The sequence below is a fragment of the Streptomyces sp. NPDC043176 genome, assembly GCF_056436715.1.
Genome location: NZ_JBWKCA010000003.1, coordinates 215,937 through 238,490 on the forward strand (window position 1 = coordinate 215,937; position 22,554 = coordinate 238,490).

The following is a 22,554-nucleotide window of genomic DNA, read 5'->3' on the forward strand; positions in this document are numbered from 1 at the left end:
CGCGTCCGCTGCGCCCAACCGGTTTAGGATGCGCGGCATGAGCTTTGGGGGACCGCAGTGGCCGCAGGAGCCGCAGCAGGGGCAGCAGGGGTACGGCGAGCAGCCCGGGCAGGGGCAGCCGCAGGGGTACGGACAGCAGCCCGGGCAGGGGCAGCCGCAGGGGTACGGACAGCAGCCCGGATACGGACAGCAGCAGGGGTACGGCGGGGCGGGCCCCTTCCCGGGCGCGCAGGCACCCTTCCCCGGCGCACAGGACCCCTTCCCGGGCGCACAGGGCGGCGGGCCGACCCCTGACTGGGGCGCGCTCGCCGACGCCTCCGCCAGCCGCGGCCGCCGCAAGCGCTGGCTGCTGATCGGCGGCGGGGCGCTGGCCACCCTGGCGGTGGGCGCGATCGTCGCCACCGCCGTCGTGACGACCAACAAGAACAACGACTCGGCGAAGCACGGCGGTGAGGCGCCGACCGGCACGGCCTCCCCCATCGGCACGCCGACTCCCGAGCCGACGTTCTCCTCGGTGGCGCCGCCGCCCCCGCCGAACCCGATGGACTACATCACCGACCCGAAGAAGGACAAGGCGCCGCTCACCACCGACGGCCTCTTCCCGGGCAAGCAGATGTCGATGAACAAGCGCCCGTACAAGAAGGGCGCGGCCTCGGCCACGGCGAACTGCGCGTTCGTCACCCAGGGCGGCCTCGGCGCCGTCCTGGAGCGCAACGGCTGCCAGCGCGTCCTCCGCGCCACCTACGTGAAGGACGGCGTGGCGATCACCGTCGGCATCGCCGTCTTCCCGTCCGAGGCCGCGGCCCTCAAGGCCAAGAGCCAGGCCACCGGCGGCATCGCCCCGCTGGTCGGCTCGGGCGTGGGTGACTTCTGCCACGCCACGGTCTGCCTGCGCCGCTCGAACTCGATCGGCCGCTACGCGTACTTCACCCAGGCCGGCTTCACCAACGGCAAGAAGGTCTCCATGGCCGACAAGCCCGTCTTCCAGGCCAGCGACGACCTGGGCACCTTCGCGTTCAACCAGATCTACGCCCGCGGCCGCGCCCAGGCCTCAGCAGCAGCCGGCGCTCCCGGGCAGTGACCGCTTGTTCCTGGCCTCCCGGTTGCGGGCGGCCAGGAGCTCGTCGGCCGGGTAGCCGACCTCTTCGAGGGTGAGGCCGTGCGGCCGTACGACGTGCACGGCCGAGTCCCGGACCCCGGCGGCGAGCACCTTGCCCGGCCAGTCCACGGGCCGGTGGCCGTCGCCGACGAAGAGCAGCGCGCCGACGAGCGAGCGGACCATGTTGTGGCAGAAGGCGTCCGCCTTGACGGTCGCCTCCAGGACCCCGTCGTCCCGCCGCTCCCACCGCAGCACCTGGAGCGTGCGGATGGTCGTGGCGCCCTCGCGCCTCTTGCAGTACGCGGCGAAGTCGTGCTCGCCGACGAGCGCCGTGGCGGCCTCGTTCATGGCGTCCATGTCGAGGGTCCAGTCGTGCCACAGGACGTGCCCGCGCAGCAGCGGGTCGACCCCGCCCGGGTTGTCGGTGACCCGGTAGGCGTACCGGCGCCAGATCGCGGAGAACCGGGCGTTGAACCCGGCGGGGGCCTCCTCGACCCTCCAGATCCGCACGTCGTGGGAGAGCCGCCCGGCGAGCCGCCGCAGCAGCTTGTCCCGGTGCTCGTGCCACAGGTCCACGGGCAGGTCGACATGGGCGACCTGGCCCCGTGCGTGCACCCCGGCGTCGGTCCGGCCGGCGACGGTCAGCTCGTACGTCTCCTTGGACCGGGTCACGGTCCGCAGCGCGTCCTCGATGTCCCCCTGCACGGTCCGCTGCCCCTGGGCCTGCTTGGCCCAGCCGGAGAAGTCCTTGCCGTCGTACGAAAGGTCCAGCCGTACCCGTACGAATCCGTCCTGCACGTCGTCGCTCACGCGGAGATCCTCTCAAACACACGGGAGCGGGCCCGCACCCCAGGGGGTACGGGCCCGCTCACGAGAAACGGAAGAAACGCTTACGCGTCCTTCGACTCCTCGGCCGGAGCCTCGGCGGCCGCGTCGGCCTCCTTGACGGCGCGCACGGTGGCGGCCTCGGCCTCGGCGACGGTCGCCTTCTTGGCGATCTCGCCCTCGACCAGCTCGATCACGGCCATCGGGGCGTTGTCGCCACGACGGTTGCCGATCTTGGTGATGCGGGTGTAGCCACCCGGACGCTCCGAGTAACGCGGGGCGATCTCGGTGAAGAGGGTGTGGACGATCCCCTTGTCGGTGATCGACTGCAGCACCAGGCGACGGTTGTGGATGTCGCCCTTCTTCGCCTTGGTGATCAGGCGCTCGGCGACCGGACGCAGGCGACGGGCCTTGGCCTCGGTCGTGGTGATGCGGCCGTGCTCGAAGAGCGACTTCGCCAGGTTGGCGAGGAGCAGCTTCTCGTGCGCGGCGGAACCGCCGAGGCGGGCACCCTTCGCGGGACGCGGCATGGTGTTTCTCCTTGTGATCTGCACCGGCCGTGTGAGGTACCGGTGTCAGTGTCCGAGCGGGCGGTCACCCGTCGGAGATCCGGGCCCCGTCAGGGGCCCGGAGAGGGGGCGGGGACTGCGCGGTCAAGCGCGGTGCTCCCGCACCCGGGTACGGACCGTGAGGCCCGAGTCCTCAGTACTGCTCGGTCTCGACGAAGCCCGCGTCCGCGTCGTCGTCGGCGCCGAAGGCGTCGGCGGCGGCGGTCGGGTCGAATCCGGGCGGGCTGTCCTTGAGGGCCAGGCCCATGCCGGCCAGCTTCGCCTTGACCTCGTCGATCGACTTCGCACCGAAGTTGCGGATGTCGAGCAGGTCGGCCTCGGAACGCGCCACGAGCTCACCCACGGAGTGGATGCCCTCGCGCTTGAGGCAGTTGTACGAACGAACGGTGAGCTCGAGCTCCTCGATCGGCAGCGCGAGGTCGGCGGCCAGGGCGGCGTCCGTGGGGGACGGGCCCATGTCGATGCCCTCGGCGTCGATGTTGAGCTCGCGCGCCAGACCGAACAGCTCGACCAGGGTCTTGCCGGCGGACGCCATGGCGTCACGCGGGCGCATGGCCTGCTTGGTCTCGACGTCGACGATCAGCTTGTCGAAGTCGGTGCGCTGCTCGACACGGGTCGCCTCGACCTTGTACGTGACCTTGAGCACCGGCGAGTAGATGGAGTCGACCGGGATACGGCCGATCTCCTGGCCCGCCTGCTTGTTCTGGACGGCGGAGACGTAGCCGCGACCGCGCTCGACGGTCAGCTCCATCTCCAGCTTGCCCTTGCCGTTGAGCGTGGCGAGGACGAGGTCGGGGTTGTGCACCTCGACACCGGCCGGGGGCGCGATGTCGGCGGCGGTGACCAGACCCGGACCCTGCTTGCGCAGGTACATCACGACCGGCTCGTCGTGCTCCGAGGAGACGACCAGCTGCTTGATGTTCAGGATGAGGTCGGTGACGTCCTCCTTGACGCCCGGCACGGTGGTGAACTCGTGCAGGACACCGTCGATGCGGATGCTGGTGACGGCGGCACCCGGGATCGAGGACAGGAGGGTACGGCGGAGGGAGTTGCCGAGGGTGTAACCGAAGCCCGGCTCCAGCGGCTCGATCACGAACCGGGAGCGGAACTCGTCGACGACCTCTTCGGTCAGCGACGGACGCTGAGCGATCAGCATGTCTCTTTGTCCTTCAGTCGTGGACGCCCACTATTTGACGCCCGACGGATCACTTCTGGTACTGCAAGGGTACGGGCGGCACGGCCCGAAGAGCCGTACCGCCCGAAGTCCTGATCAAGCAGCCGAGCGTCAGACGCGGCGGCGCTTGGGGGGACGGCAGCCGTTGTGCGGCGTGGGGGTGACGTCCTGGATCGAACCGACCTCGAGGCCCGTGGCCTGGAGGGAGCGGATCGCGGTCTCGCGGCCGGAGCCCGGACCCTTGACGAAGACGTCGACCTTGCGCATGCCGTGCTCCTGCGCGCGGCGGGCGGCCGACTCGGCGGCCATCTGCGCGGCGAAGGGGGTGGACTTGCGCGAGCCCTTGAAGCCGACGTGGCCGGCGGAGGCCCAGGAGATCACGTTGCCCGAGGGGTCCGTGATCGAGACGATCGTGTTGTTGAACGTGCTCTTGATGTGCGCGTGGCCGTGAGCGACGTTCTTCTTTTCCTTGCGGCGCACCTTCTTGGCAGCGCCCTGACGACCCTTGGGGGGCATCTATAACTCCTACGGGAGGTGGTCGGTCCTACAGCGAAGACCGCTTGGTCAAGCGTCCGCTGAGGACTACTTCTTGCCCGGCTTCTTCTTGCCGGCGATGGCGCGACGCGGGCCCTTGCGGGTACGAGCGTTCGTGCTGGTGCGCTGGCCGCGGACGGGCAGGCCACGACGGTGGCGGAGGCCCTGGTAGCAGCCGATCTCGACCTTGCGGCGGATGTCGGCGGCGATCTCGCGACGGAGGTCACCCTCGGTCTGGAGGTTGGCGTCCACGTACTCGCGGATCTTGACGAGGTCTTCCTCGGCAAGGTCGCGGACACGGGTGGACGGGTTCACACCGGTCGAGGCGAGGATCTCCTCGGACCGGGTACGCCCGATGCCGAAGACGTAGGTGAGTGCGACCACCACACGCTTTTCGCGCGGGATGTCAACACCGGAAACGCGTGCCATTCAATGGCTCCTGTGTTCTCGGGGGTCTGCTGCAGAACCGCTCCCGACCGCCGACCGCTCCTCTCGAAGCAGTGGTACGTCCGGGTCCCCGGCCCCCGCCGGAGGTGCCGTCAACCGTGGAACACGGTCCGACGGGCTCTGCGTATGTCGTGTTGCTATGCGTCGCGCGAAGAACTGCGAAATGCAGGTCGGTCGGCGTGCGTCAGCCCTGGCGCTGCTTGTGGCGCAGGTTGTCGCAGATGACCATGACCCGGCCGTGACGGCGGATCACCTTGCACTTGTCGCAGATCTTCTTGACGCTCGGCTTGACCTTCATGGGATGTGAGGTTCTCCGGGTCAGTGCCACCACCCGCGCACGGAGGCGGGGTGCGGGCAAGATCTACTTGTACCGGTAGACGATCCGGCCACGCGTCAGGTCGTAGGGAGAAAGCTCCACGACGACCCGGTCGTCCGGAAGGATTCGGATGTAGTGCATCCGCATCTTGCCGGAGATGTGCGCGAGGACCTTGTGACCGTTCTGGAGCTCCACCTTGAACATGGCGTTCGGGAGGGACTCGATCACGGTGCCCTCGATTTCGATGGCACCTTGCTTCTTGGCCACGCTTCGCCTTTCGAATCGGCTACCTTGATCGACTCTCGCCGCCGCATGCGGACACACGGGTACACGAGAGCCGACGCATCAGTCTACGTCAGGCCCCAGGAAAAGACGAATCGGGAAGTCTGCCCACCCCGACTGATCCTTACGCAGGCCGCAACGCCACAGAAACGACCCCTACCCCAGCGGGTCCGGCGCCGCCGTCACGCCGAGCTCCGCCAGCTTGGCCTTGCCTCCGTCGACGGCGGTGAGGACGAGGGGGCCTTCCTCGGTGAGGGCCACGGAGTGCTCCCAGTGGGAGGACCAGGTGCCGTCGGTGGTGATGACGGTCCAGTCGTCCTCGAGGACCTCGGTGTGAGGGGTGCCGAGGGAGACCATGGGCTCGATGGCGAGGCAGAGGCCGGGGACGAGCTTGGGGCCCTTGCCGCGCTTGCGGGAGACGTAGTTCAGGAGGTGCGGGTCCATGTGCATCTCGGTGCCGATGCCGTGGCCGCCGTAGTCCTCGATGATCCCGTAGCGGCCGAGGCTGTGGTCGCCGACCGCGGGGCGGGGCTGCCGCTTGATGTACGTCTCGATCGCCTTGGAGATGTCGACGAGGCGGTTGCCGAGCTTCATGGCCGCGAGGCCGGCCCACATCGACTCCTCGGTGACCCGGGAGAGCTCGACGAGCTCGGGCGCGTGACCGGTGCCCACGAAGGCCGTGTAGGCCGCGTCACCGTGCCAGCCGTCCACGATCGCGCCGGCGTCGATGGAGATGATGTCGCCGTCCTTGAGGACGGTCTTGTCGTCGGGGATGCCGTGGACGACGACCTCGTTCACCGAGGTGCAGATCGTCGCGGGGAAACCGCCGTACCCGAGGAAGTTCGACTTCGCCCCGTGATCGGCGATGACCTTCCGCGCGACCTCGTCCAGGTCCTTCGTCGTGGCGCCCGGCACGGCCGCCTCGCGGGTCGCCGCGTGGATGGCGGCGACGACCAGCCCCGCCTCGCGCATCTTCGCGATCTGCTCGGGGGTCTTGATCTGCACCATCGTGGCCGCGGCCTTTCCTTCGGGTAAGGGGAACAGAACAACGATACGGCCGCGGCGCCCCTGAGGGGCACCGCGGCCGTATCGCACGAACCAGGGGTTACTTCTTGAGCGCGTCCATCGCCTTGGCGGTGACCTCGTCCACCTTGCCGAGCGCCGAGATCGTCGACACCAGGTTCTGCGCCCGGTAGTAGTCGATGATCGGCTCGGTCTCCGTGTGGTAGACCTCCAGGCGCCGACGGACGGTCTCCTCGGAGTCGTCGTCGCGCTGGTAGAGCTCGCCGCCGCAGGCGTCGCAGACGCCCTCGGTCTTCGGAGCGTTGTACGTCACGTGGAAGACGTGCGCACTGTCGTTGCGGCAGATGCGGCGACCCGCGATCCGCTTCACGACCTCGTCCTCGGGGACCTCGAGGTCCAGGACCGCGTCCAGCTGGACGTGACCGGCCTTGAGGATCTCGTCCAGGGCCTCGGCCTGGGCCACGTTGCGGGGGAACCCGTCGAGCAGGAAGCCGTTCACGGCGTCCGACTGCTCCATGCGGTCCTTGGCCATCCCGATCGTCACGGAGTCCGGCACGAGCTGGCCGGCCTTCATGTACGACTGCGCCTCCAGGCCCAGCGCCGTGCCCTGCGAGATGTTGGCACGGAACAGGTCACCCGTGGAGATGTGCGGGATGTCCAGGTTCTTGGCAAGGTACGCGGCCTGCGTTCCCTTCCCGGCCCCGGGCGGTCCGACGAGGACGATTCGCATCAGCGGAGGAACCCTTCGTAATTGCGCTGCTGGAGCTGGCTCTCGATCTGCTTCACGGTCTCCAGCCCCACACCCACGATGATGAGGATGCTCGTCCCGCCGAAGGGGAAGTTGGCATTGGCGCCACCGAAGCCTGCCAACGCCATCGTCGGCACAAGAGCGATCAGACCCAAGTACAGCGAGCCCGGCCAAGTGATCCGGTTGAGCACGTAGCTCAGGTACTCGGCAGTAGGTCGACCAGCCCGGATACCCGGGATGAAGCCACCATACTTCTTCATGTTGTCGGCAACTTCCTCGGGGTTGAACGAGATCGCCACGTAGAAGAAGGCGAAGAACACGATCAGGAGGAAGTACGCGGCGATGTAGTACGGGTGGTCACCCTTGACGAAGTGGGCTTCGATCCAGGTCTTCCACCCCGCGGTGGAGTTCGAGAACTGCGCGATCAAGGCCGGGATGTAGAGAAGCGACGACGCGAAGATGACAGGAATCACACCTGCCTGATTCACCTTCAACGGGATGTAAGTGGACGTTCCGCCGTAGGAGCGCCGACCGATCATGCGCTTCGCGTACTGCACCGGAATGCGGCGCTGGGCCTGCTCGACGAAGACCACGAGGGCCACCATCACGAAGCCGATGAGGATGACGGTGCCGAACTCGATCCAGCCCTTGGCGAGCTTGCCGCTCTCCTTGATGGCCCACAGGGCACCCGGGAAGCCGGCGGCGATCGAGATGAACATGAGGATCGACATGCCGTTGCCGATGCCACGGTCCGTGATGACCTCGCCGAGCCACATGACGATGCAGGTGCCGGCGGTCATGGTGATGACCATGGTGGCGATGGTGAAGATCGACGGGTCGGGCACGACCTGGTCCGCCACCGAGCATCCGCTGAACAGCGCGCCGCTCTTGGCCGTGGCGACGAGACCGGTGCCCTGGAGGACCGCGAGGGCGACCGTCAGGTACCGGGTGTACTGCGTGATCTTGGCAGTACCGGACTGGCCCTCCTTCTTGAGGGCTTCCAGGCGCGGGATCACGACGGTCAGCAGCTGCAGGATGATGCTCGCCGTGATGTACGGCATGATGCCGAGCGCGAAGATGGTGATCTGCAGCAGCGCCCCGCCACTGAACATGTTGACCAGGCCGAACAGGCTGTTGTTGCCCTCGCTGGCCTGCTTGACACACTGCTGGACGGCTTCGTAGCTGACGCCGGGCACCGGGATGTGGGCCCCGAGGCGGTACAGCACGATGATGCCGAGAGTGAAGAGCAGCTTCTTGCGCAGGTCGGGCGTCTTGAACGCCCGGGCGAACGCGGTGAGCACGGTGCCTCCTGCGACCCCCGCGCTATGCGTCAAGGGTGACGGTCTTGAGGTTCGACGATTGGGTATCGGTCATCAATTCCGTGCGGGCATACCGCACGGAGCCTAGACAGTGCACGCCACCTTACCGGCGACCGTGCCCCCCTAGGAACGACCAATCGGGGATGCCCCTTTTGAGAGGCATCCCCGATCGGATGTTCAGGCCATCGAGTCGTCTCAGACGAGCTCGGTGACGGTGCCGCCGGCGGCGGCGATCTTCTCCTTGGCGGAGCCGGAGACGGCGTCGACCGTCACCTGCAGCGCCACGGTGATCTCGCCGGTGCCGAGCACCTTGACGAGCTGGTTCTTGCGAACCGCGCCCTTGGCGACCAGGTCGGCCACCGTGACCTCTCCACCCTCGGGGTAGAGAGCGCCGAGCTTGTCCAGGTTCACGACCTGGTACTCGGTGCGGAACGGGTTCTTGAAGCCCTTGAGCTTCGGCAGACGCATGTGGAGGGGCATCTGCCCACCCTCGAAGCGCTGCGGAACCTGGTAACGGGCCTTGGTGCCCTTGGTACCACGACCGGCCGTCTTACCCTTCGACGCCTCACCACGACCGACACGGGTCTTCGCGGTCTTGGCACCGGGGGCGGGACGGAGGTTGTGGGCCTTCAGCGGGTTGGTCTCCGCCATGTCAGTCAACCTCCTCGACCGTCACGAGGTGGCGGACGGTGTGAACCATTCCGCGGAACTCGGGGCGGTCCTCCTTGACAACCACGTCGTTGACCTTCTTGAGGCCAAGCGAACGCAGGGTGTCGCGGTGGTTCTGCTTGCTGCCGATGTACGACTTCGTCTGCGTGACCTTGAGGCGAGCCATTACGCACCCGCCCCAGCACGTGCACGGAGCAGAGCCGCGGGGGCGACGTCCTCGAGGGGCAGACCACGGCGAGCCGCGATCTCCTCGGGACGCTGCAGGCCCTTGAGGGCCGCCACGGTCGCGTGCACGATGTTGATCGCGTTGGACGAGCCAAGCGACTTCGACAGGATGTCGTGAACGCCGGCGCACTCGAGCACGGCGCGCACCGGGCCACCGGCGATGACACCGGTACCGGGGGAAGCCGGCTTCAGGAGCACGACGCCCGCGGCACGCTCGCCCGTGATCGGGTGAGGGATGGTGCCCTGGATGCGCGGAACCTTGAAGAAGTTCTTCTTGGCTTCCTCGACACCCTTGGCAATGGCCGCGGGAACTTCCTTGGCCTTGCCGTAACCGACACCTACGGTGCCGTCACCGTCGCCCACCACGACCAGCGCGGTGAAGCTGAAGCGGCGACCACCCTTGACAACCTTGGCGACGCGGTTGATCGCGACAACGCGCTCAACGTACGCGGTCTTCTCGGCGGCAGCGCCACCGTCGCGGCCCTTCCGGTCCCGCCGCTCGCCGCCACCGGCACCGCTTCCGCGGCGCTGGGGTCCAGCCATTGGATTACCTCTCTCTGTTACGTCCGTTAGTCCCGGAACCGGGGCTTAGAACTTCAGCCCGGCTTCGCGGGCGGCGTCAGCCAGAGCGGCAATGCGCCCGGCGTACCTGTTGCCACCACGGTCGAACACGACAGCCTCGACGCCGGCGGCCTTGGCGCGCTCGGCGACCAGGGAACCGACCTGCTTGGCCTGCGCGGACTTGTCACCCTCGCCGCCGCGGATCGACGCGTCCAGGGTCGACGCCGACGCAAGGGTGTGACCCTTGAGGTCGTCGATGACCTGAGCGGTGATACCACGGTTCGAACGCGTCACGACGAGGCGCGGACGCTCCGCCGTACCCGACACGCTCTTGCGGATGCGGATGTGGCGGCGGGCCTTGGCGGCACGCTTGTAAGCGTCGCCCTTGGCGATCTTCACACCGTATGCCATGGCTTACTTACCAGCCTTTCCGACCTTGCGGCGGATGACCTCGCCGGCGTACTTGACGCCCTTGGCCTTGTACGGGTCGGGCTTCCGCAGCTTGCGGATGTTCGCCGCGACCTCGCCGACCTTCTGCTTGTCGATGCCCTCGACCGAGAACTTGGTCGGGGACTCGACCTTGAACGAGATGCCCTCGGGCGCCTCGATCAGGATCGGGTGGCTGTAGCCGAGCTGGAACTCCAGAGCGGAGCCCTTCGCGGCCACGCGGTAACCGACACCGCTGATCTCGAGCGCCTTCACGTAACCCTGGGTCACACCGGTGATCATGTTGGCCACCAGCGTGCGGGACAGGCCGTGAAGGGCCTTGTTCTGACGCTCGTCGTTCGGGCGGGTGACGTTGAGAACGCCGTCCTCACCCTTAGCGACCTCGATCGGCGCGGCAACGGTGTGGTTCAGGGTGCCCTTGGAACCCTTCACCGTGACCGTGCGGCCCTCGATGGTGACGTCCACACCGGCGGGAACCGGGATAGGCAGCTTGCCAATACGCGACATGAGCTTTCCTTCCTTTCCCGACTACCAGACGTAGGCGAGGACTTCCCCACCTACGCCCTTCTTGCCTGCCTGCTGGCCGGTCAGGAGACCGTGGGACGTGGAGATGATCGCCACGCCCAGGCCGCCGAGGACCTTCGGCAGGTTGGTGGACTTCGCGTAAACCCGGAGACCGGGCTTCGAGATCCGCTTGATGCCCGCGATGGAGCGCTCACGGTTCGGACCGAACTTGAGCTCGAGGACGAGGTTCTTGCCGACCTCGGCGTCCTCGACCTTCCAGCCCGTGATGAAGCCCTCCTGCTGGAGGATTTCCGCGATGTGAGACTTGATCTTGCTGTGCGGCATCGTCACGGAGTCGTGGTATGCCGAGTTCGCGTTACGCAGACGAGTCAGCATGTCCGCGATCGGATCAGTCATGGTCATGAATTGGCCTTCGGCCTCTCTCGCCGGGGTTTCCTGTATGCGCCATCCCTCTCCCCACACAGGGGCGGGACGGGTGCGGCGCGGGGACCTACGGCGTAGTAAGTCGTACGGGCGGCGGACGCCCAACCCCACAAGCCTAAAGCATGCGGGGGTGGGCCTCCGCCGACCCAATGCTTACCGAGAGTCTCTGGTCATCCCTAACGTCCTATGGACAGAAGGGAGTTACCAGGAGCTCTTGGTCACGCCCGGCAGCTCGCCACGGTGAGCCATCTCACGAAGGCACACGCGGCACAGGCCGAACTTGCGGTACACGGAGTGGGGACGACCACAGCGCTGGCAGCGCGTGTAGCCGCGCACGCCGAACTTGGGCTTGCGGGCAGCCTTCGCGATGAGAGCCTTCTTCGCCATCTCGCTTACGCCTCCTTGAACGGGAAGCCGAGGTGACGCAGAAGGGCACGGCCCTCGTCGTCGTTGGTCGCCGTGGTCACCACGGTGATGTCCATACCCCGGACACGGTCGATCTTGTCCTGGTCGATCTCGTGGAACATGACCTGCTCCGTGAGACCGAAGGTGTAGTTGCCACGCCCGTCGAACTGCTTGGGGGACAGACCACGGAAGTCGCGGATGCGCGGCAGCGCGAGCGACAGGGTGCGGTCCAGGAACTCCCACATGCGGTCGCCACGGAGGGTGACGTGCGCACCGATCGGCTGACCCTCGCGCAGCTTGAACTGCGCGATGGACTTGCGGGCCTTGGTGATGGCCGGCTTCTGACCGGTGATGGTGGTCAGGTCACGGACGGCACCGTCCATGAGCTTCGAGTCACGGGCGGCGTCGCCGACACCCATGTTGACCACGATCTTCACGAGGCCGGGGATCTGCATGACGTTCTCGTAGGAGAACTCCTCACGCAGCTTGCCCGCGATCTCCTCGCGGTACTTCGTCTTGAGACGCGGAGTGGTGGTAGCCATCAGATGTCCTCACCCGTCCGCTTGGCAACGCGGATCTTGTTGCCCTCGTCGTCGAAGCGGTAACCGACACGCGTGACGACCTTCTTGCCGTCCTTCTCCACGACCAGCTGGACGTTGGAGACGTGGACCGGAGCCTCGGTCGTGACGATGCCACCGGCCTGCGACGGGCCGGCCTTGGTGTGCTTCTTGACCCGGTTGACACCCTCGACCAGGACGCGGTTCTCGCTGGGGAAGGCCGTGATGACCTTGCCCTGCTTGCCCTTGTCCTTACCGGTGATGACCTGGACCAGGTCGCCCTTCTTGATCTTCATGCTTACAGCACCTCCGGCGCGAGCGAGATGATCTTCATGAACTTCTTCTCGCGCAGCTCACGGCCGACCGGGCCGAAGATACGGGTGCCACGAGGGTCGCCGTCGTTCTTGAGAATAACAGCGGCGTTCTCGTCGAAGCGGATGTACGAGCCGTCCTGGCGGCGGCGCTCCTTGACGGTGCGAACGATGACCGCCTTGACGACGTCACCCTTCTTCACGTTGCCACCGGGGATCGCGTCCTTGACGGTGGCGACGATGACGTCACCGATGCCCGCGTAGCGGCGACCCGAGCCACCGAGAACACGGATGCAAAGGATCTCCTTGGCACCAGTGTTGTCGGCGACACGCAGTCGCGACTCCTGCTGGATCACGTCTATCTCCTGATTTGTCTGCCGGTTCCCGGCCGGGGCTTCGCGTGGAAGCCCCGGCCGAGCCTGGCGGAACGAACTCGAAGGGTTACCCCTTCAAGAATTACTTGGCCTTCTCGAGGATCTCGATGACGCGCCAGTGCTTCGTGGCGGACAGCTTCCGGGTCTCCATCAGGAGGACGCGGTCGCCGATGCCGGCAGCGTTCTGCTCGTCGTGAGCCTTGAGCTTGTTCGTACGGCGGATGACCTTGCCGTACAGCGCGTGCTTGACGCGGTCCTCGACAGCGACGACGACGGTCTTGTCCATCTTGTCGCTGACGACCAGGCCCTCGCGGACCTTGCGAGCGTTGCGCTCGGTCTTCTCAGTCACGTTGCTCTCGCTCATCAGGCGTTCTCCACCGTCTCGATGCCCAGCTCACGCTCACGCATCAGGGTGTAGATCCGGGCGATGTCCTTACGGACGGACTTGAGCCGACCGTGGTTCTCGAGCTGACCCGTCGCCGCCTGGAAGCGGAGGTTGAACAGCTCTTCCTTGGCCTCGCGGAGCTTGTTGAGAAGCTCCTCGTTGCCCAGCTCGCGCAGCTCGGACGCCTTGGTACCGGCCGACATCACAGCTCACCTGCTTCGCGCTTTACGATCTTGCACTTCATCGGCAGCTTGTGGGCCGCACGGGTGAGGGCCTCGCGCGCGATCTTCTCGTTCGGGTAGGACAGTTCGAACATCACCCGACCCGGCTTGACGTTCGCGATCCACCACTCCGGAGAACCCTTACCGGAACCCATGCGGGTCTCGGCGGGCTTCTTCGTCAGCGGGCGGTCCGGGTAGATGTTGATCCAGACCTTGCCGCCACGCTTGATGTGGCGGGTCATCGCGATACGAGCCGCCTCGATCTGGCGGTTGGTCACGTACGCCGGCGTGAGGGCCTGAATGCCGTACTCGCCGAACGCAACCTGCGTACCACCCTTGCTGGCGCCGGAGCGCTTCGGGTGGTGCTGCTTGCGGTGCTTGACCCTACGGGGGATCAGCATGTCGGTCAGGCCTCCGTTCCGGTGCTCTCAGCCGGAGCGGCAGCGGCGGCGGGAGCCTCGGCCTTGGGGGCCTCGGCAGCCGGCGCGGACTGCTGCTGCGGCTTGCGGCCGCGGCCGCCACGCTCGCCACCGCGGCCACCACGGCCGGCCGGGCGGTCGCCAGCGCCGGCACCACGGGCCGGGCGGTTACCCGCACGGGCCGCAGCGTTCTCGGCGCGGACCTCGGCGATGTTCTTGACGTCGCCCTTGTAGATCCAGACCTTGACGCCAATGCGACCGAAGGTCGTCTTGGCCTCGAAGAAGCCGTAGTCCACGTTCGCGCGGAGCGTGTGCAGCGGCACACGACCCTCGCGGTAGAACTCCGAGCGGGACATCTCGGCGCCGCCGAGACGACCGCCGCACTGGATCTTGATGCCCTTGGCGCCGGCCTTCATCGTGCCCTGCATGCTCTTACGCATGGCGCGACGGAAGGAGACGCGGGAGGAGAGCTGCTCGGCAACGGCCTGAGCGACCAGCTGGGCGTCCATCTCGGGGTTCTTGACCTCGAGGATGTTCAGCTGGACCTGCTTGCCCGTGAGCTTCTCGAGGTCACCGCGGATGCGGTCGGCCTCGGCGCCACGGCGGCCGATGACGATGCCGGGACGCGCGGTGTGGATGTCCACCCGCACGCGGTCACGGGTGCGCTCGATCTCAACCTTCGAGATGCCGGCGCGCTCCATGCCGGACGTCATCATCCGACGGATGGCGACGTCTTCCTTGACGTAGTCCTTGTACAGCTTGTCGGCGTACCAGCGGGACTTGAAGTCCGTGGTGATGCCGAGCCGGAACCCATGCGGGTTAACCTTCTGGCCCATTACCGGGTTCCTTCCTTGCTGCTGACGACCACGGTGATGTGGCTGGTCCGCTTACGGATCCGGTAGGCACGGCCCTGAGCACGCGGACGGAACCGCTTCAGGGTCGGGCCCTCATCCACGTACGCCTCGCTGATGACCAGCGAAGAGGCGTCGGTGTGGTCGTAGTTGTGCGCGGCGTTGGCAATGGCGCTGTCCAGCACCTTGCCGACCGGCACGCTCGCGGCCTGCGGGGCGAAACGCAGGACCGCCTGAGCCTCCGTGGCATCCATGCCACGGATAAGGTCCACCACGCGGCGGGCCTTCATGGGCGTGACGCGGATGTACCGCGCCTGGGCCCTGGCTTCCATGGTTGTCCTTCCAGTGTCTGTCATGGTCATTCCACCCCGCTACTAGCGGCGCTTCGACTTCCGGTCGTCCTTCACGTGACCCCGGAAGGTGCGCGTCGGCGAGAACTCGCCGAGCTTGTGGCCGACCATCGACTCGGTGACAAACACCGGAATGTGGGTCTTGCCGTTGTGCACCGCGATCGTGTGGCCGAGCATGGCCGGGATGATCATCGAGCGACGGGACCAGGTCTTGATGACGTTCTTGGTACCGGCTTCGTTCTGGGCGTCCACCTTCTTGACGAGGTGGCCGTCGACGAAGGGTCCCTTCTTGAGACTGCGCGGCATCTAAACCCGCTCCTAGCGCTTCTTGTTCGTCTTGCGGCGGCGGACGATGTACTTGCTCGAAGCCTTCTTCGGCGAGCGAGTACGACCCTCCTTCTGACCCCACGGGGAGACCGGGTGACGACCACCGGAGGTCTTGCCCTCACCACCACCGTGCGGGTGGTCGACCGGGTTCATCGCCACACCGCGAACGGTCGGGCGAACGCCAAGCCAGCGCTTACGGCCGGCCTTGCCCCAGTTGATGTTCGACTGCTCGGCGTTGCCGACCTCGCCGATGGTGGCGCGGCAGCGGGCGTCGACGAGACGGATCTCACCGGACGGCATACGAAGGTGGGCCATCGTGCCCTCCTTCGCCAGCAGCTGCACGGACGCACCAGCGGAGCGCGCGAACTTGGCGCCGCCACCGGGACGGAGCTCGATCGCGTGGATCGTGGTACCGACCGGGATGTTGCGGAGCGCCAGGTTGTTGCCGGGCTTGATGTCAGCGCCGGGGCCGTTCTCGACGCGGTCACCCTGCGTCAGACCCTTGGGGGCGATGATGTAGCGCTTCTCGCCGTCCAGGTAGTGGAGCAGCGCGATGCGCGCGGTGCGGTTGGGGTCGTACTCGATGTGAGCGACCTTGGCCGGCACGCCGTCCTTGTCGTGACGACGGAAGTCGATCACGCGGTAGGCGCGCTTGTGGCCGCCACCCTGGTGTCGAACCGTGATCCGACCGGTGTTGTTACGGCCGCCCTTGCTGTGCAGGGGGCGGACCAGCGACTTCTCCGGCGTGGACCGCGTGATCTCGACGAAGTCGGCTACGGAGGAGCCACGGCGGCCCGGCGTAGTCGGCTTGTACTTGCGGATTCCCATTTCTCAGTCCTCGTCCGATTCCGGACGATCCAGACCGCCGTTAGGCGGTCGGACCGCCGAAGATGTCGATACGGTTGCCCTCGGCAAGGGTCACGATGGCGCGCTTGGTGTCCTTGCGCTTGCCGAAACCGGCCTTGGTGCGCTTGCGCTTGCCCTGGCGGTTGATCGTGTTGACCCCGGTGACCTTGACCGAGAAGACCGCCTCGACGGCCTGCTTGATCTGGGTCTTGTTGGAGCCAGGCGCGACGATGAACGTGTACTTGTTCTCGTCCAGCAGGGCGTAGCTCTTCTCCGAGACGACCGGCTTGATCAGAATGTCGCGCGGGTCCGAGAAGGTCTTGCTGGTGACGACGGCCTCAGTCATCAGGCGTCGCTCCCTTCGGTCTCAACGGTCTGGGGGCCAGACACGAAAGACTCGAGGGCGGCCTGGGTGAAGACCACGTCGTCGGAGACGATCACGTCGTACGTGTTGAGCTGGCCCGGCTCCAGGATGTGCACCTGGGGCAGGTTACGAGCGGACAGCCACGCGGCCTCGTCGGAGCGCTCGACGACCAGGAGCAGGTTCTTGCGCTCCGAGATCTTGCCGAACAGCGTCTTCGCGGCCTTGGTGGAGACCTCACCCTCGACCACGCCGGTGACGACGTGGATGCGGGAGTGGTTGGCCCGGTCCGAGAGGGCACCGCGGAGGGCGGCGGCCTTCATCTTCTTCGGGGTCCGCTGCGAGTAGTCACGCGGCTGCGGGCCGTGGACGACGCCACCACCGGCGAACTGCGGGGCGCGGGTCGAACCCTGACGGGCGCGGCCGGTGCCCTTCTGACGGTAGGGCTTCTTGCCGCCACCGCGGACTTCGCCACGGGTCTTGGTCTTGTGCGTGCCCTGACGGGCCGCGGCCAGCTGCGCGACGACGACCTGGTGGATCAGCGGAACGCTGACCTTGGCGCCGAAGATCTCCGCGGGGAGCTCGACGGTCCCGGCCTTGTCGCCTGCCGGCGAAAGGATGTCAATGGTGCTCATCGGTTCCTCAAACCCCCTTGGCCGCGGTGCGGACCAGGACGAGGCCACCGTTGGGGCCGGGGACGGCGCCCTTGATGAGCAGCAGACCCTTCTCGGCGTCAACGGCGTGGACGGTCAGGTTCTGGGTGGTCACACGCTCGTTGCCCATGCGACCGGCCATGCGCATGCCCTTGAAGACACGGCCCGGAGTGGCGCAGCCACCGATCGAACCGGGCTTGCGGTGCACGCGGTGGGCACCGTGCGAAGCCTTGCCACCACGGAAGTTGTGGCGCTTCATGACACCGGCGAAGCCCTTGCCCTTGCTCTTGCCGGTGACGTCGACCTTCACGCCAGCCTCGAAGAGCTCGGCGGTGATCTCCTGGCCGAGCGTGTACTCGGAGGCGTCAGCGGTGCGGAGCTCCACCAGGTGGCGGCGCGGGGTGACGTCGGCCTTGGCGAAGTGACCCTTGAGGGGCTTGTTCACCTTGCGCGGGTCGATCTCGCCGAAGGCGATCTGGACCGACTCGTAGCCGTCGACGTCGTTCGTACGCACCTGGGTCACGACATTGGGGCCGGCCTTGACGACGGTCACCGGGACGACCCGGTTGTTCTCGTCCCAGACCTGCGTCATGCCGAGCTTCTCGCCCAGGATGCCCTTGATGTTCTTAGCCATCTGCGCGCCCTCAGAGCTTGATCTCGATGTCGACGCCCGCCGGGAGGTCGAGGCGCATGAGCGAGTCAACCGTCTTCGGCGTGGGGTCGAGGATGTCGATGAGGCGCTTGTGCGTGCGCATCTCGAAGTGCTCGCGCGAGTCCTTGTACTTGTGCGGCGACTTGATGACGCAGTACACGTTCTTCTCAGTGGGCAGCGGCACCGGGCCCGCGACCGACGCACCAGTGCGGGTCACCGTCTCGACGATCTTCTTCGCCGAGGAGTCGATGACCTCGTGGTCGTAGGCCTTGAGCCGGATGCGGATCTTCTGTCCCGCCATGGCTACTAGTAGTCCTTTGTCTCGTAACGCTCTGTCTCGCCGGTCGGTTCGCGTCCTACCTCCGACCCACGCGGTCGGGCGTGTCGCACTCCCTCTACGCAGAAATCCCAGAGGATTTCCCAACCAAGGGGGTGCGGTCACCAGGACCGCGAGTCGGGGGCCGAACACCCACCGGGAGCCTGGCCGGCACCCCGCTGACGCTTCCCAGAAGATTCCCGTACGTCCGACCCGAAGGGTCGACGAGTACTGTGGGACTCGCTTCCGGTCCTCCCGACGGGAGGCGCGCAGCATCGGCACTCAACCGAGCAACCCCGACAGTCTGCCATACGCGGCCTTCCCGCCGCCAATCGGGATCGAAGACTGTACCCCACGTCACGTACGGGTAAGCGCCGAGGCGCACCCGCGGGCGCCCCGCGCCCCTCAGCCGAGCCGCCGGGCCCGTTCCGTCAGGTGCCGGCGTTCCGGTGCGCTCGTCGTGTGGCGGGCCGCCTCCCGGTACGCGCCGGCCGCGGACTCCTTGTCGCCGAGGAGTTCGAGGAGGTGCGCGCGGGTCGCGAGGAGGCGGTGGTGACGGGCCAGCCGCCGGTCCCCCGCCAGCTCGTCCAGGAGGTCGAGGCCCGCCCGCGGGCCGTGCACCATCGCGACCGCGACCGCGCGGTTGAGCGTGATCATCGGGTTCGGACCGGTGTGCTCCAGGAGCTCGTACAGCGCGAGGATCTGCGGCCAGTCCGTGGCCTCGGCGGACCCGGCATCGTCGTGGACGGCCGCGATCGCCGCCTGGAGCTGGTACGGGCCCACCTCGCCGCGCGGCAGGGTGCGGCTGATCAGCTCGACGCCCTCCTCGATCAGCCGGGCGTCCCAGCTCCCCCGGTCCTGCTCCGCGAGCGGGACCAGCTCGCCGTGCGGGCCCGTGCGGGCCGGGCGGCGGGCGTCCGTGAGCAGCATGAGGGCGAGCAGGCCGGCCGTCTCGGTGTCGTCGGGGACGAGCCCGTGCAGGAGCCGGGCGAGCCGGATCGCCTCCGTGGACAGCTCGGGCGCGGTCAGCGCGTCGCCGCCGCTGGCCGTGTAGCCCTCGTTGAAGACGAGGTACAGGACGTGCCGCACCTCGGCCAGCCGCTCCGTGCGGTCCGCGCCCTCGGGCAGCGCGAGGGACCACCCGCCGGCCCTGATCGTCTGCTTGGCGCGGCTGATCCGCTGCGCCATGGTCGCCTCGGGCACGAGGAACGCGGCGGCGATCTGCGCGGTGGTGAGGCCGCCGACCGCGCGCAGGGTGAGCGCGATCCGGCTGGGCGGCGAGAGCTCCGGGCGGCAGCAGAGGAACAGCAGCGACAGGGAGTCGTCCCGGTCGCTGCCCGGGGTGTCGTCCGCGGCGTGCGCGAGCAGCTCGGACGCCGGGGTGGCGAGCGCGACGGCGTCCTCACGGCGCCTGCGCGCGGACTCGCTGCGGACCAGGTCGACGTACCTGCGGGCGGCGACGGTGAGCAGCCAGCCGCGCGGGTGGTCGGGCACCCCCTCCCCGGGCCACTGCCGGGCCGCGGCGATCAGGGCCTCCTGGACGGCGTCCTCGCAGAGGTCGAAGTCGCCGTACCGGCGGACGAGCGCGCCGAGGACCTGCGGCGCGTACGTGCGCAGCAGGTCCTCGGTCTCGTGCGAGCGCGTCACACGTCCGCCGCGGACTCGTGGAGGACCGGCCACAGCTCGACGGGGTCGACGTCCGCGAAGGGCATGTCGGCGGCGATCTCCTGGGCCCGCTCCGGACCGGCGCAGTCGAGCAGGTAGAAGCTGGCCAGGTACTCCTTGGTCTCCAGGTACGGGCCGTCGGTGACCACGGGGGCGCCGCCCTCGCGGCGGACGAGCCGGGCGGCGGCGGCGTCGGCGAGTCCGTACGCGCCGATCAGTTCGCCGCTCTCCCGGTACTTGCGGTTGAAGGCCTCCTGCCGGGCGATCGCCTCGGGCCAGGCCTCGGCCGGGAAGGAGTCCCACTTGGCCTGGTTGCCGTAGATCATCGCGACGTACTTCATCTCGGGTGTCCTCCCCGTCCCGCGCGCCCCTGCGGCGTGCTGTCACCCCTGGGTCGTAGCCCACGGGGCGCATTCGACATCCCTGCGCGGAGTTTCCCGAAGATCTTCTCCGCGGGGGAATCCTCGCAGCGAGGAGCCCTTTCGTACACAACCACGGGTACCGGATATCCGTCTTGTAGACGACCCGTGTACCGAAGGGACGGAGCCCGCACGTGACCACTCCTCGCCGCCGTACGGTGCTCGCCGCCGCCCTCGCGGTCACCGCGGCCGCCGCCGGCTGTTCCGTCCCGGAGCCGCGGCGGACCCCGCCGACCGCCGACCCGGCGCCGGGGAAGCCGATCGCGACGGCCGGGGAGCGCAGGACGCTGCTCATGCAGTTCTCCGCGCATCCGGACGACGACCTGTACTTCATGAACCCGGACACGCAGCGGCTGCTGGACTCCGGCGTCCCGCTGGTCTCCGTGTACGTGACGGCGGGCGAGCACACCGGCCACAACCGGGTCGCGGGGATGCCCCCGGCTCCCCCGGACCGGTCCGCCTACTCCGCCGCCCGCCACCAGGGCCTGCGGCAGGCGTACGCCGAGGCGCTCGGGCTGCCGAGGTTCACCCCCTGGCGCCGCGAGGTGCTGACGCTGCCCGGCGGCCGGCGCGCGGAGGCCGACATCCTCACGCGGGGCGCCCGCCGGGTGGAGCTGGTCTTCCTCAACCTGCCGATGCACACCGTCCGCCGGTACATGGCCGTGCCGGCGCTCTGGCACGACCGGGCCCTGGAACTGCGGACGCATCTGCCGGCGGATTCGCCGGTGACCCGCGCGGACACCTACGACTACGAAAGTCTCGTCGGCGTCCTGGCCGGCCTGCTGCGCCGCTACCGGCCGACCGTGGTGCACACCCTGGATCCCGATCCGGACATCCAGACGAGCGACGAGGCGACCCGGCAGCGGGACTCCGAGCAGCGGGGGTACGCGGACCACGGGGACCACACCGCGGTCGCCTGCTTCACCTGGGCGGCACTGAGCCGCTGGGTCACCGACGCGGTCCGGGACGGCCACCCCATACCGGCGTTCGCCGCGACCGCCTTCCGCGGCTACTACAACCGGCACTGGCCCAAGAACCTCCCGCCGGAGGTCCTGGAGGAGAAGGCCGCGAGGCTCGTCCCGTACGGCGGCGACCCGTCCTGGCCGTGCGGGAACCCCTCCGGTTGCGGCGACTACGGCGTCGGCGGCGACCGGCCGCTCACCAACCGCAAGGGCTGGGTCCGCTCGACGCACCACCGCTGGGCGGGTGCCCGCCCGGCGGTCGTCGAGGAGCCGGACGGCCGGCTCGCCGCGTACGGGGTCCTCGGGCTGCGCGCGGTCCGCTGGCGCGAGCCGGCGGCCGGCAGCGGTGCGGCGGCCGCGCGCGGCGGCACGCGGGGCGCCTCCGCGCCGGGCGGCGCCGACTGGGGCGAGCCGGAGGACCTCGGCGGCGGCCCGCTCGCGCCGGCGCTCGGTTCGACGGTGCTCGGCGACGGCCGGATGCTGCTCTTCGGCGTGCGGTTCGCCGCGCTGGACGGGCACGCGGGGTCGAACCGGCGCGAGCTGGTCCTCCTGGAGCAGCGCTCCCCCGGCGGCCCGTTCCTCGCCTGGCGGGGGCTCGGGAACCCGGAGTCCTCGGACGACCGCGGGCGCCGGATCGGGGCCCCGGTGGCGGTCACGGCCCCGGACGGCCGGGTGCACCTCTTCGTGCGGAACGCGGACAAGGGCGTGTCGACCAGGGTCCGGGCGGCCTCGGACGGGTCCTGGGGGCCCTGGCGGGCGCTTCCCGGGGACGCGGAGGTCCAGGACGGCCTCGCGGTCTCACTCGACGCGGCGGGCCGCGTGCACGTGTACGCGGCGGGGCGGGAGTCCGTACGCCACTGGGTGGACGGGGTGGAGCGCCCGGAGCGGCTGCCGCTCTCCGGCTCGACGGTGGCGACGGCCGGCGGCGAGCTGTTCCACCGGCCGCCGGCGGCCGCCGCGCTCCTCGGCCCGGCGGGCGACGCCGGGCTCGACGGGTACGGGGACGTGGTGGCCCGCCGGTCGGACGCGCTCGGCACGGTGCTGCTCGGCACGGATCAGCGCGGTCGCGTCCAGGTACGGGCCGGCGGCCGGCTGCGGACGCGCACGACCGGCGCCCCGGCGGTCACGGCCGCGCTCCACCTGAGCGCCCGCGGGGTGACGGTGGTGGGCCTCGGCCCGGACGGGCACCCGTGGAGCTGGCGCCCTTAGGGGGTGGTCCCGCCGACCGGCCCGGCGTGATCGGCAGGGCACCCCTGGGAAGGCCCGGGAACGCCCCGGAAACGCGGGAAGGCCC

The 22,554-nt window shown here is 68.4% G+C and carries 35 protein-coding genes; 2 read left to right on the forward strand and 33 right to left on the reverse strand.

Annotated features, from left to right (window positions below; translation table 11 throughout):
- The first annotated feature begins 37 nt into the window (after positions 1-37).
- Positions 38-1,081 (forward strand): hypothetical protein, encoded by a 1,044-nt coding sequence (locus AC067A_RS05915; protein WP_478615104.1) that lies wholly within the window; start codon positions 38-40, stop codon positions 1,079-1,081.
- Here the strand turns inward: AC067A_RS05915 and truA are convergent.
- From truA to AC067A_RS06080, 33 genes are all read right to left on the reverse strand, one after another.
- Entirely contained in the window at positions 1,052-1,909 is an 858-nt protein-coding gene (gene truA, locus AC067A_RS05920) for a tRNA pseudouridine(38-40) synthase TruA (protein ID WP_478615107.1), read from the reverse strand. The genes AC067A_RS05915 and truA overlap by 30 nt on opposite strands.
- Before the next feature lie 80 nt (positions 1,910-1,989).
- A complete protein-coding gene (gene rplQ, locus AC067A_RS05925; protein WP_017239591.1) occupies positions 1,990-2,454 on the reverse strand; it encodes a 50S ribosomal protein L17 in 465 nt (154 codons plus the stop codon).
- 172 nt (positions 2,455-2,626) lie between these two features.
- The gene (locus AC067A_RS05930; RefSeq protein WP_024755423.1) at positions 2,627-3,649 is read right to left on the reverse strand and encodes a DNA-directed RNA polymerase subunit alpha; all 1,023 of its coding nucleotides are present in this window, start codon (positions 3,647-3,649) and stop codon (positions 2,627-2,629) included.
- Positions 3,650-3,778: 129 nt separating this feature from the next.
- Positions 3,779-4,183 (reverse strand): 30S ribosomal protein S11, encoded by a 405-nt coding sequence (rpsK, locus tag AC067A_RS05935; protein ID WP_003956432.1) that lies wholly within the window; start codon positions 4,181-4,183, stop codon positions 3,779-3,781.
- A gap of 66 nt (positions 4,184-4,249) precedes the next feature.
- Entirely contained in the window at positions 4,250-4,630 is a 381-nt protein-coding gene (rpsM, locus tag AC067A_RS05940; RefSeq protein ID WP_017239590.1) for a 30S ribosomal protein S13, read from the reverse strand.
- 202 nt (positions 4,631-4,832) lie between these two features.
- Complete coding sequence (rpmJ, locus tag AC067A_RS05945) at positions 4,833-4,946, reverse strand: 50S ribosomal protein L36 (RefSeq protein ID WP_003956441.1); 114 nt, start codon at positions 4,944-4,946, stop codon at positions 4,833-4,835.
- A gap of 63 nt (positions 4,947-5,009) precedes the next feature.
- Positions 5,010-5,231 (reverse strand): translation initiation factor IF-1, encoded by a 222-nt coding sequence (infA, locus tag AC067A_RS05950; RefSeq protein WP_003956442.1) that lies wholly within the window; start codon positions 5,229-5,231, stop codon positions 5,010-5,012.
- A gap of 171 nt (positions 5,232-5,402) precedes the next feature.
- The gene (map, locus tag AC067A_RS05955; RefSeq protein WP_478615111.1) at positions 5,403-6,254 is read right to left on the reverse strand and encodes a type I methionyl aminopeptidase; all 852 of its coding nucleotides are present in this window, start codon (positions 6,252-6,254) and stop codon (positions 5,403-5,405) included.
- Between the two features lie 97 nt (positions 6,255-6,351).
- Positions 6,352-6,999 (reverse strand): adenylate kinase, encoded by a 648-nt coding sequence (locus AC067A_RS05960; protein ID WP_478615114.1) that lies wholly within the window; start codon positions 6,997-6,999, stop codon positions 6,352-6,354.
- A complete protein-coding gene (secY, locus tag AC067A_RS05965; RefSeq protein ID WP_478615117.1) occupies positions 6,999-8,318 on the reverse strand; it encodes a preprotein translocase subunit SecY in 1,320 nt (439 codons plus the stop codon). The genes AC067A_RS05960 and secY overlap by 1 nt, the downstream gene beginning before the upstream one ends.
- A 213-nt stretch (positions 8,319-8,531) precedes the next feature.
- Positions 8,532-8,987: a 50S ribosomal protein L15 gene (gene rplO / locus AC067A_RS05970; protein ID WP_478615119.1), complete on the reverse strand. Its 456-nt coding sequence runs from the start codon at positions 8,985-8,987 to the stop codon at positions 8,532-8,534.
- Between the two features lies 1 nt (position 8,988).
- On the reverse strand, positions 8,989-9,171 hold the full coding sequence (gene rpmD / locus AC067A_RS05975) for a 50S ribosomal protein L30 (RefSeq protein ID WP_015035589.1): 183 nt from the start codon (positions 9,169-9,171) through the stop codon (positions 8,989-8,991).
- On the reverse strand, positions 9,171-9,773 hold the full coding sequence (gene rpsE / locus AC067A_RS05980; RefSeq protein ID WP_030214033.1) for a 30S ribosomal protein S5: 603 nt from the start codon (positions 9,771-9,773) through the stop codon (positions 9,171-9,173). Before rpsE ends, rpmD begins: the two co-directional genes overlap by 1 nt.
- Positions 9,774-9,818: 45 nt before the next feature.
- Entirely contained in the window at positions 9,819-10,202 is a 384-nt protein-coding gene (gene rplR, locus AC067A_RS05985) for a 50S ribosomal protein L18 (protein ID WP_017239584.1), read from the reverse strand.
- A 3-nt stretch (positions 10,203-10,205) separates the two neighbouring features.
- The gene (rplF, locus tag AC067A_RS05990) at positions 10,206-10,745 is read right to left on the reverse strand and encodes a 50S ribosomal protein L6 (RefSeq protein ID WP_478615124.1); all 540 of its coding nucleotides are present in this window, start codon (positions 10,743-10,745) and stop codon (positions 10,206-10,208) included.
- Between the two features lie 21 nt (positions 10,746-10,766).
- Positions 10,767-11,165: a 30S ribosomal protein S8 gene (gene rpsH / locus AC067A_RS05995; RefSeq protein WP_015035585.1), complete on the reverse strand. Its 399-nt coding sequence runs from the start codon at positions 11,163-11,165 to the stop codon at positions 10,767-10,769.
- Between the two features lie 222 nt (positions 11,166-11,387).
- Positions 11,388-11,573, reverse strand: a complete 186-nt coding sequence (locus AC067A_RS06000; protein ID WP_003948630.1) for a type Z 30S ribosomal protein S14 — start codon at positions 11,571-11,573, stop codon at positions 11,388-11,390.
- Positions 11,574-11,578: 5 nt separating this feature from the next.
- On the reverse strand, positions 11,579-12,136 hold the full coding sequence (rplE, locus tag AC067A_RS06005) for a 50S ribosomal protein L5 (RefSeq protein ID WP_026058276.1): 558 nt from the start codon (positions 12,134-12,136) through the stop codon (positions 11,579-11,581).
- Positions 12,133-12,444: a 50S ribosomal protein L24 gene (gene rplX, locus AC067A_RS06010; protein WP_017239581.1), complete on the reverse strand. Its 312-nt coding sequence runs from the start codon at positions 12,442-12,444 to the stop codon at positions 12,133-12,135. The genes rplE and rplX overlap by 4 nt, the downstream gene beginning before the upstream one ends.
- A gap of 2 nt (positions 12,445-12,446) precedes the next feature.
- The gene (rplN, locus tag AC067A_RS06015; RefSeq protein ID WP_003956455.1) at positions 12,447-12,815 is read right to left on the reverse strand and encodes a 50S ribosomal protein L14; all 369 of its coding nucleotides are present in this window, start codon (positions 12,813-12,815) and stop codon (positions 12,447-12,449) included.
- Positions 12,816-12,915: 100 nt separating this feature from the next.
- On the reverse strand, positions 12,916-13,197 hold the full coding sequence (rpsQ, locus tag AC067A_RS06020) for a 30S ribosomal protein S17 (RefSeq protein ID WP_015035582.1): 282 nt from the start codon (positions 13,195-13,197) through the stop codon (positions 12,916-12,918).
- Positions 13,197-13,421, reverse strand: a complete 225-nt coding sequence (gene rpmC, locus AC067A_RS06025; RefSeq protein WP_017239580.1) for a 50S ribosomal protein L29 — start codon at positions 13,419-13,421, stop codon at positions 13,197-13,199. The genes rpsQ and rpmC overlap by 1 nt, the downstream gene beginning before the upstream one ends.
- Positions 13,421-13,840, reverse strand: a complete 420-nt coding sequence (gene rplP, locus AC067A_RS06030) for a 50S ribosomal protein L16 (protein ID WP_017239579.1) — start codon at positions 13,838-13,840, stop codon at positions 13,421-13,423. The genes rpmC and rplP overlap by 1 nt, the downstream gene beginning before the upstream one ends.
- Positions 13,841-13,845: 5 nt before the next feature.
- Positions 13,846-14,694, reverse strand: coding sequence for a 30S ribosomal protein S3 (gene rpsC, locus AC067A_RS06035; RefSeq protein ID WP_033201982.1), 849 nt, complete (start codon positions 14,692-14,694; stop codon positions 13,846-13,848).
- Positions 14,694-15,041 carry a 50S ribosomal protein L22 gene (gene rplV / locus AC067A_RS06040; protein ID WP_004571827.1) on the reverse strand — a complete coding sequence of 116 codons (348 nt, stop codon included), beginning with the start codon at positions 15,039-15,041 and terminating at the stop codon, positions 14,694-14,696. The genes rpsC and rplV overlap by 1 nt, the downstream gene beginning before the upstream one ends.
- A 42-nt stretch (positions 15,042-15,083) precedes the next feature.
- On the reverse strand, positions 15,084-15,365 hold the full coding sequence (gene rpsS / locus AC067A_RS06045) for a 30S ribosomal protein S19 (RefSeq protein ID WP_015035577.1): 282 nt from the start codon (positions 15,363-15,365) through the stop codon (positions 15,084-15,086).
- Between the two features lie 12 nt (positions 15,366-15,377).
- Positions 15,378-16,214, reverse strand: coding sequence for a 50S ribosomal protein L2 (rplB, locus tag AC067A_RS06050; protein WP_017239576.1), 837 nt, complete (start codon positions 16,212-16,214; stop codon positions 15,378-15,380).
- 40 nt (positions 16,215-16,254) lie between these two features.
- Entirely contained in the window at positions 16,255-16,578 is a 324-nt protein-coding gene (gene rplW, locus AC067A_RS06055; RefSeq protein WP_015035575.1) for a 50S ribosomal protein L23, read from the reverse strand.
- Complete coding sequence (gene rplD, locus AC067A_RS06060; protein WP_478615133.1) at positions 16,578-17,228, reverse strand: 50S ribosomal protein L4; 651 nt, start codon at positions 17,226-17,228, stop codon at positions 16,578-16,580. Before rplD ends, rplW begins: the two co-directional genes overlap by 1 nt.
- Before the next feature lie 7 nt (positions 17,229-17,235).
- Positions 17,236-17,880, reverse strand: a complete 645-nt coding sequence (gene rplC / locus AC067A_RS06065; protein ID WP_017239574.1) for a 50S ribosomal protein L3 — start codon at positions 17,878-17,880, stop codon at positions 17,236-17,238.
- Positions 17,881-17,890: 10 nt separating this feature from the next.
- Positions 17,891-18,199, reverse strand: a complete 309-nt coding sequence (rpsJ, locus tag AC067A_RS06070; protein ID WP_003948644.1) for a 30S ribosomal protein S10 — start codon at positions 18,197-18,199, stop codon at positions 17,891-17,893.
- A gap of 420 nt (positions 18,200-18,619) precedes the next feature.
- Positions 18,620-19,861: an RNA polymerase sigma factor gene (locus tag AC067A_RS06075; protein ID WP_478615137.1), complete on the reverse strand. Its 1,242-nt coding sequence runs from the start codon at positions 19,859-19,861 to the stop codon at positions 18,620-18,622.
- Positions 19,858-20,220, reverse strand: coding sequence for a YciI family protein (locus tag AC067A_RS06080; RefSeq protein WP_478615140.1), 363 nt, complete (start codon positions 20,218-20,220; stop codon positions 19,858-19,860). Before AC067A_RS06080 ends, AC067A_RS06075 begins: the two co-directional genes overlap by 4 nt.
- Positions 20,221-20,432: 212 nt before the next feature.
- Between AC067A_RS06080 and AC067A_RS06085 the strand changes: the two genes are divergently transcribed.
- Positions 20,433-22,469, forward strand: coding sequence for a PIG-L family deacetylase (locus AC067A_RS06085; RefSeq protein WP_478615142.1), 2,037 nt, complete (start codon positions 20,433-20,435; stop codon positions 22,467-22,469).
- Positions 22,470-22,554 lie beyond the last annotated feature (85 nt).

What these genes read in the sequence shown, in the direction of transcription:
- AC067A_RS05915 (WP_478615104.1), top strand. Translation starts at nt 38, where the DNA reads ATGAGCTTTGGGGGACCGCAGTGGCCGCAGGAGCCGCAGCAGGGGCAG.
- rplQ (WP_017239591.1), bottom strand. Translation starts at nt 2,454, where the DNA reads ATGCCGCGTCCCGCGAAGGGTGCCCGCCTCGGCGGTTCCGCCGCGCAC.
- AC067A_RS05930 (WP_024755423.1), bottom strand. Translation starts at nt 3,649, where the DNA reads ATGCTGATCGCTCAGCGTCCGTCGCTGACCGAAGAGGTCGTCGACGAG.
- rpsK (WP_003956432.1), bottom strand. Translation starts at nt 4,183, where the DNA reads ATGCCCCCCAAGGGTCGTCAGGGCGCTGCCAAGAAGGTGCGCCGCAAG.
- rpsM (WP_017239590.1), bottom strand. Translation starts at nt 4,630, where the DNA reads ATGGCACGCGTTTCCGGTGTTGACATCCCGCGCGAAAAGCGTGTGGTG.
- rpmJ (WP_003956441.1), bottom strand. Translation starts at nt 4,946, where the DNA reads ATGAAGGTCAAGCCGAGCGTCAAGAAGATCTGCGACAAGTGCAAGGTG.
- map (WP_478615111.1), bottom strand. Translation starts at nt 6,254, where the DNA reads ATGGTGCAGATCAAGACCCCCGAGCAGATCGCGAAGATGCGCGAGGCG.
- AC067A_RS05960 (WP_478615114.1), bottom strand. Translation starts at nt 6,999, where the DNA reads ATGCGAATCGTCCTCGTCGGACCGCCCGGGGCCGGGAAGGGAACGCAG.
- rplO (WP_478615119.1), bottom strand. Translation starts at nt 8,987, where the DNA reads ATGGCGGAGACCAACCCGCTGAAGGCCCACAACCTCCGTCCCGCCCCC.
- rpmD (WP_015035589.1), bottom strand. Translation starts at nt 9,171, where the DNA reads ATGGCTCGCCTCAAGGTCACGCAGACGAAGTCGTACATCGGCAGCAAG.
- rpsE (WP_030214033.1), bottom strand. Translation starts at nt 9,773, where the DNA reads ATGGCTGGACCCCAGCGCCGCGGAAGCGGTGCCGGTGGCGGCGAGCGG.
- rplR (WP_017239584.1), bottom strand. Translation starts at nt 10,202, where the DNA reads ATGGCATACGGTGTGAAGATCGCCAAGGGCGACGCTTACAAGCGTGCC.
- rplF (WP_478615124.1), bottom strand. Translation starts at nt 10,745, where the DNA reads ATGTCGCGTATTGGCAAGCTGCCTATCCCGGTTCCCGCCGGTGTGGAC.
- rpsH (WP_015035585.1), bottom strand. Translation starts at nt 11,165, where the DNA reads ATGACCATGACTGATCCGATCGCGGACATGCTGACTCGTCTGCGTAAC.
- AC067A_RS06000 (WP_003948630.1), bottom strand. Translation starts at nt 11,573, where the DNA reads ATGGCGAAGAAGGCTCTCATCGCGAAGGCTGCCCGCAAGCCCAAGTTC.
- rplX (WP_017239581.1), bottom strand. Translation starts at nt 12,444, where the DNA reads ATGAAGATCAAGAAGGGCGACCTGGTCCAGGTCATCACCGGTAAGGAC.
- rpsQ (WP_015035582.1), bottom strand. Translation starts at nt 13,197, where the DNA reads ATGAGCGAGAGCAACGTGACTGAGAAGACCGAGCGCAACGCTCGCAAG.
- rpmC (WP_017239580.1), bottom strand. Translation starts at nt 13,421, where the DNA reads ATGTCGGCCGGTACCAAGGCGTCCGAGCTGCGCGAGCTGGGCAACGAG.
- rplP (WP_017239579.1), bottom strand. Translation starts at nt 13,840, where the DNA reads ATGCTGATCCCCCGTAGGGTCAAGCACCGCAAGCAGCACCACCCGAAG.
- rpsC (WP_033201982.1), bottom strand. Translation starts at nt 14,694, where the DNA reads ATGGGCCAGAAGGTTAACCCGCATGGGTTCCGGCTCGGCATCACCACG.
- rplV (WP_004571827.1), bottom strand. Translation starts at nt 15,041, where the DNA reads ATGGAAGCCAGGGCCCAGGCGCGGTACATCCGCGTCACGCCCATGAAG.
- rpsS (WP_015035577.1), bottom strand. Translation starts at nt 15,365, where the DNA reads ATGCCGCGCAGTCTCAAGAAGGGACCCTTCGTCGACGGCCACCTCGTC.
- rplB (WP_017239576.1), bottom strand. Translation starts at nt 16,214, where the DNA reads ATGGGAATCCGCAAGTACAAGCCGACTACGCCGGGCCGCCGTGGCTCC.
- rplW (WP_015035575.1), bottom strand. Translation starts at nt 16,578, where the DNA reads ATGACTGAGGCCGTCGTCACCAGCAAGACCTTCTCGGACCCGCGCGAC.
- rplD (WP_478615133.1), bottom strand. Translation starts at nt 17,228, where the DNA reads ATGAGCACCATTGACATCCTTTCGCCGGCAGGCGACAAGGCCGGGACC.
- rplC (WP_017239574.1), bottom strand. Translation starts at nt 17,880, where the DNA reads ATGGCTAAGAACATCAAGGGCATCCTGGGCGAGAAGCTCGGCATGACG.
- rpsJ (WP_003948644.1), bottom strand. Translation starts at nt 18,199, where the DNA reads ATGGCGGGACAGAAGATCCGCATCCGGCTCAAGGCCTACGACCACGAG.
- AC067A_RS06080 (WP_478615140.1), bottom strand. Translation starts at nt 20,220, where the DNA reads ATGAAGTACGTCGCGATGATCTACGGCAACCAGGCCAAGTGGGACTCC.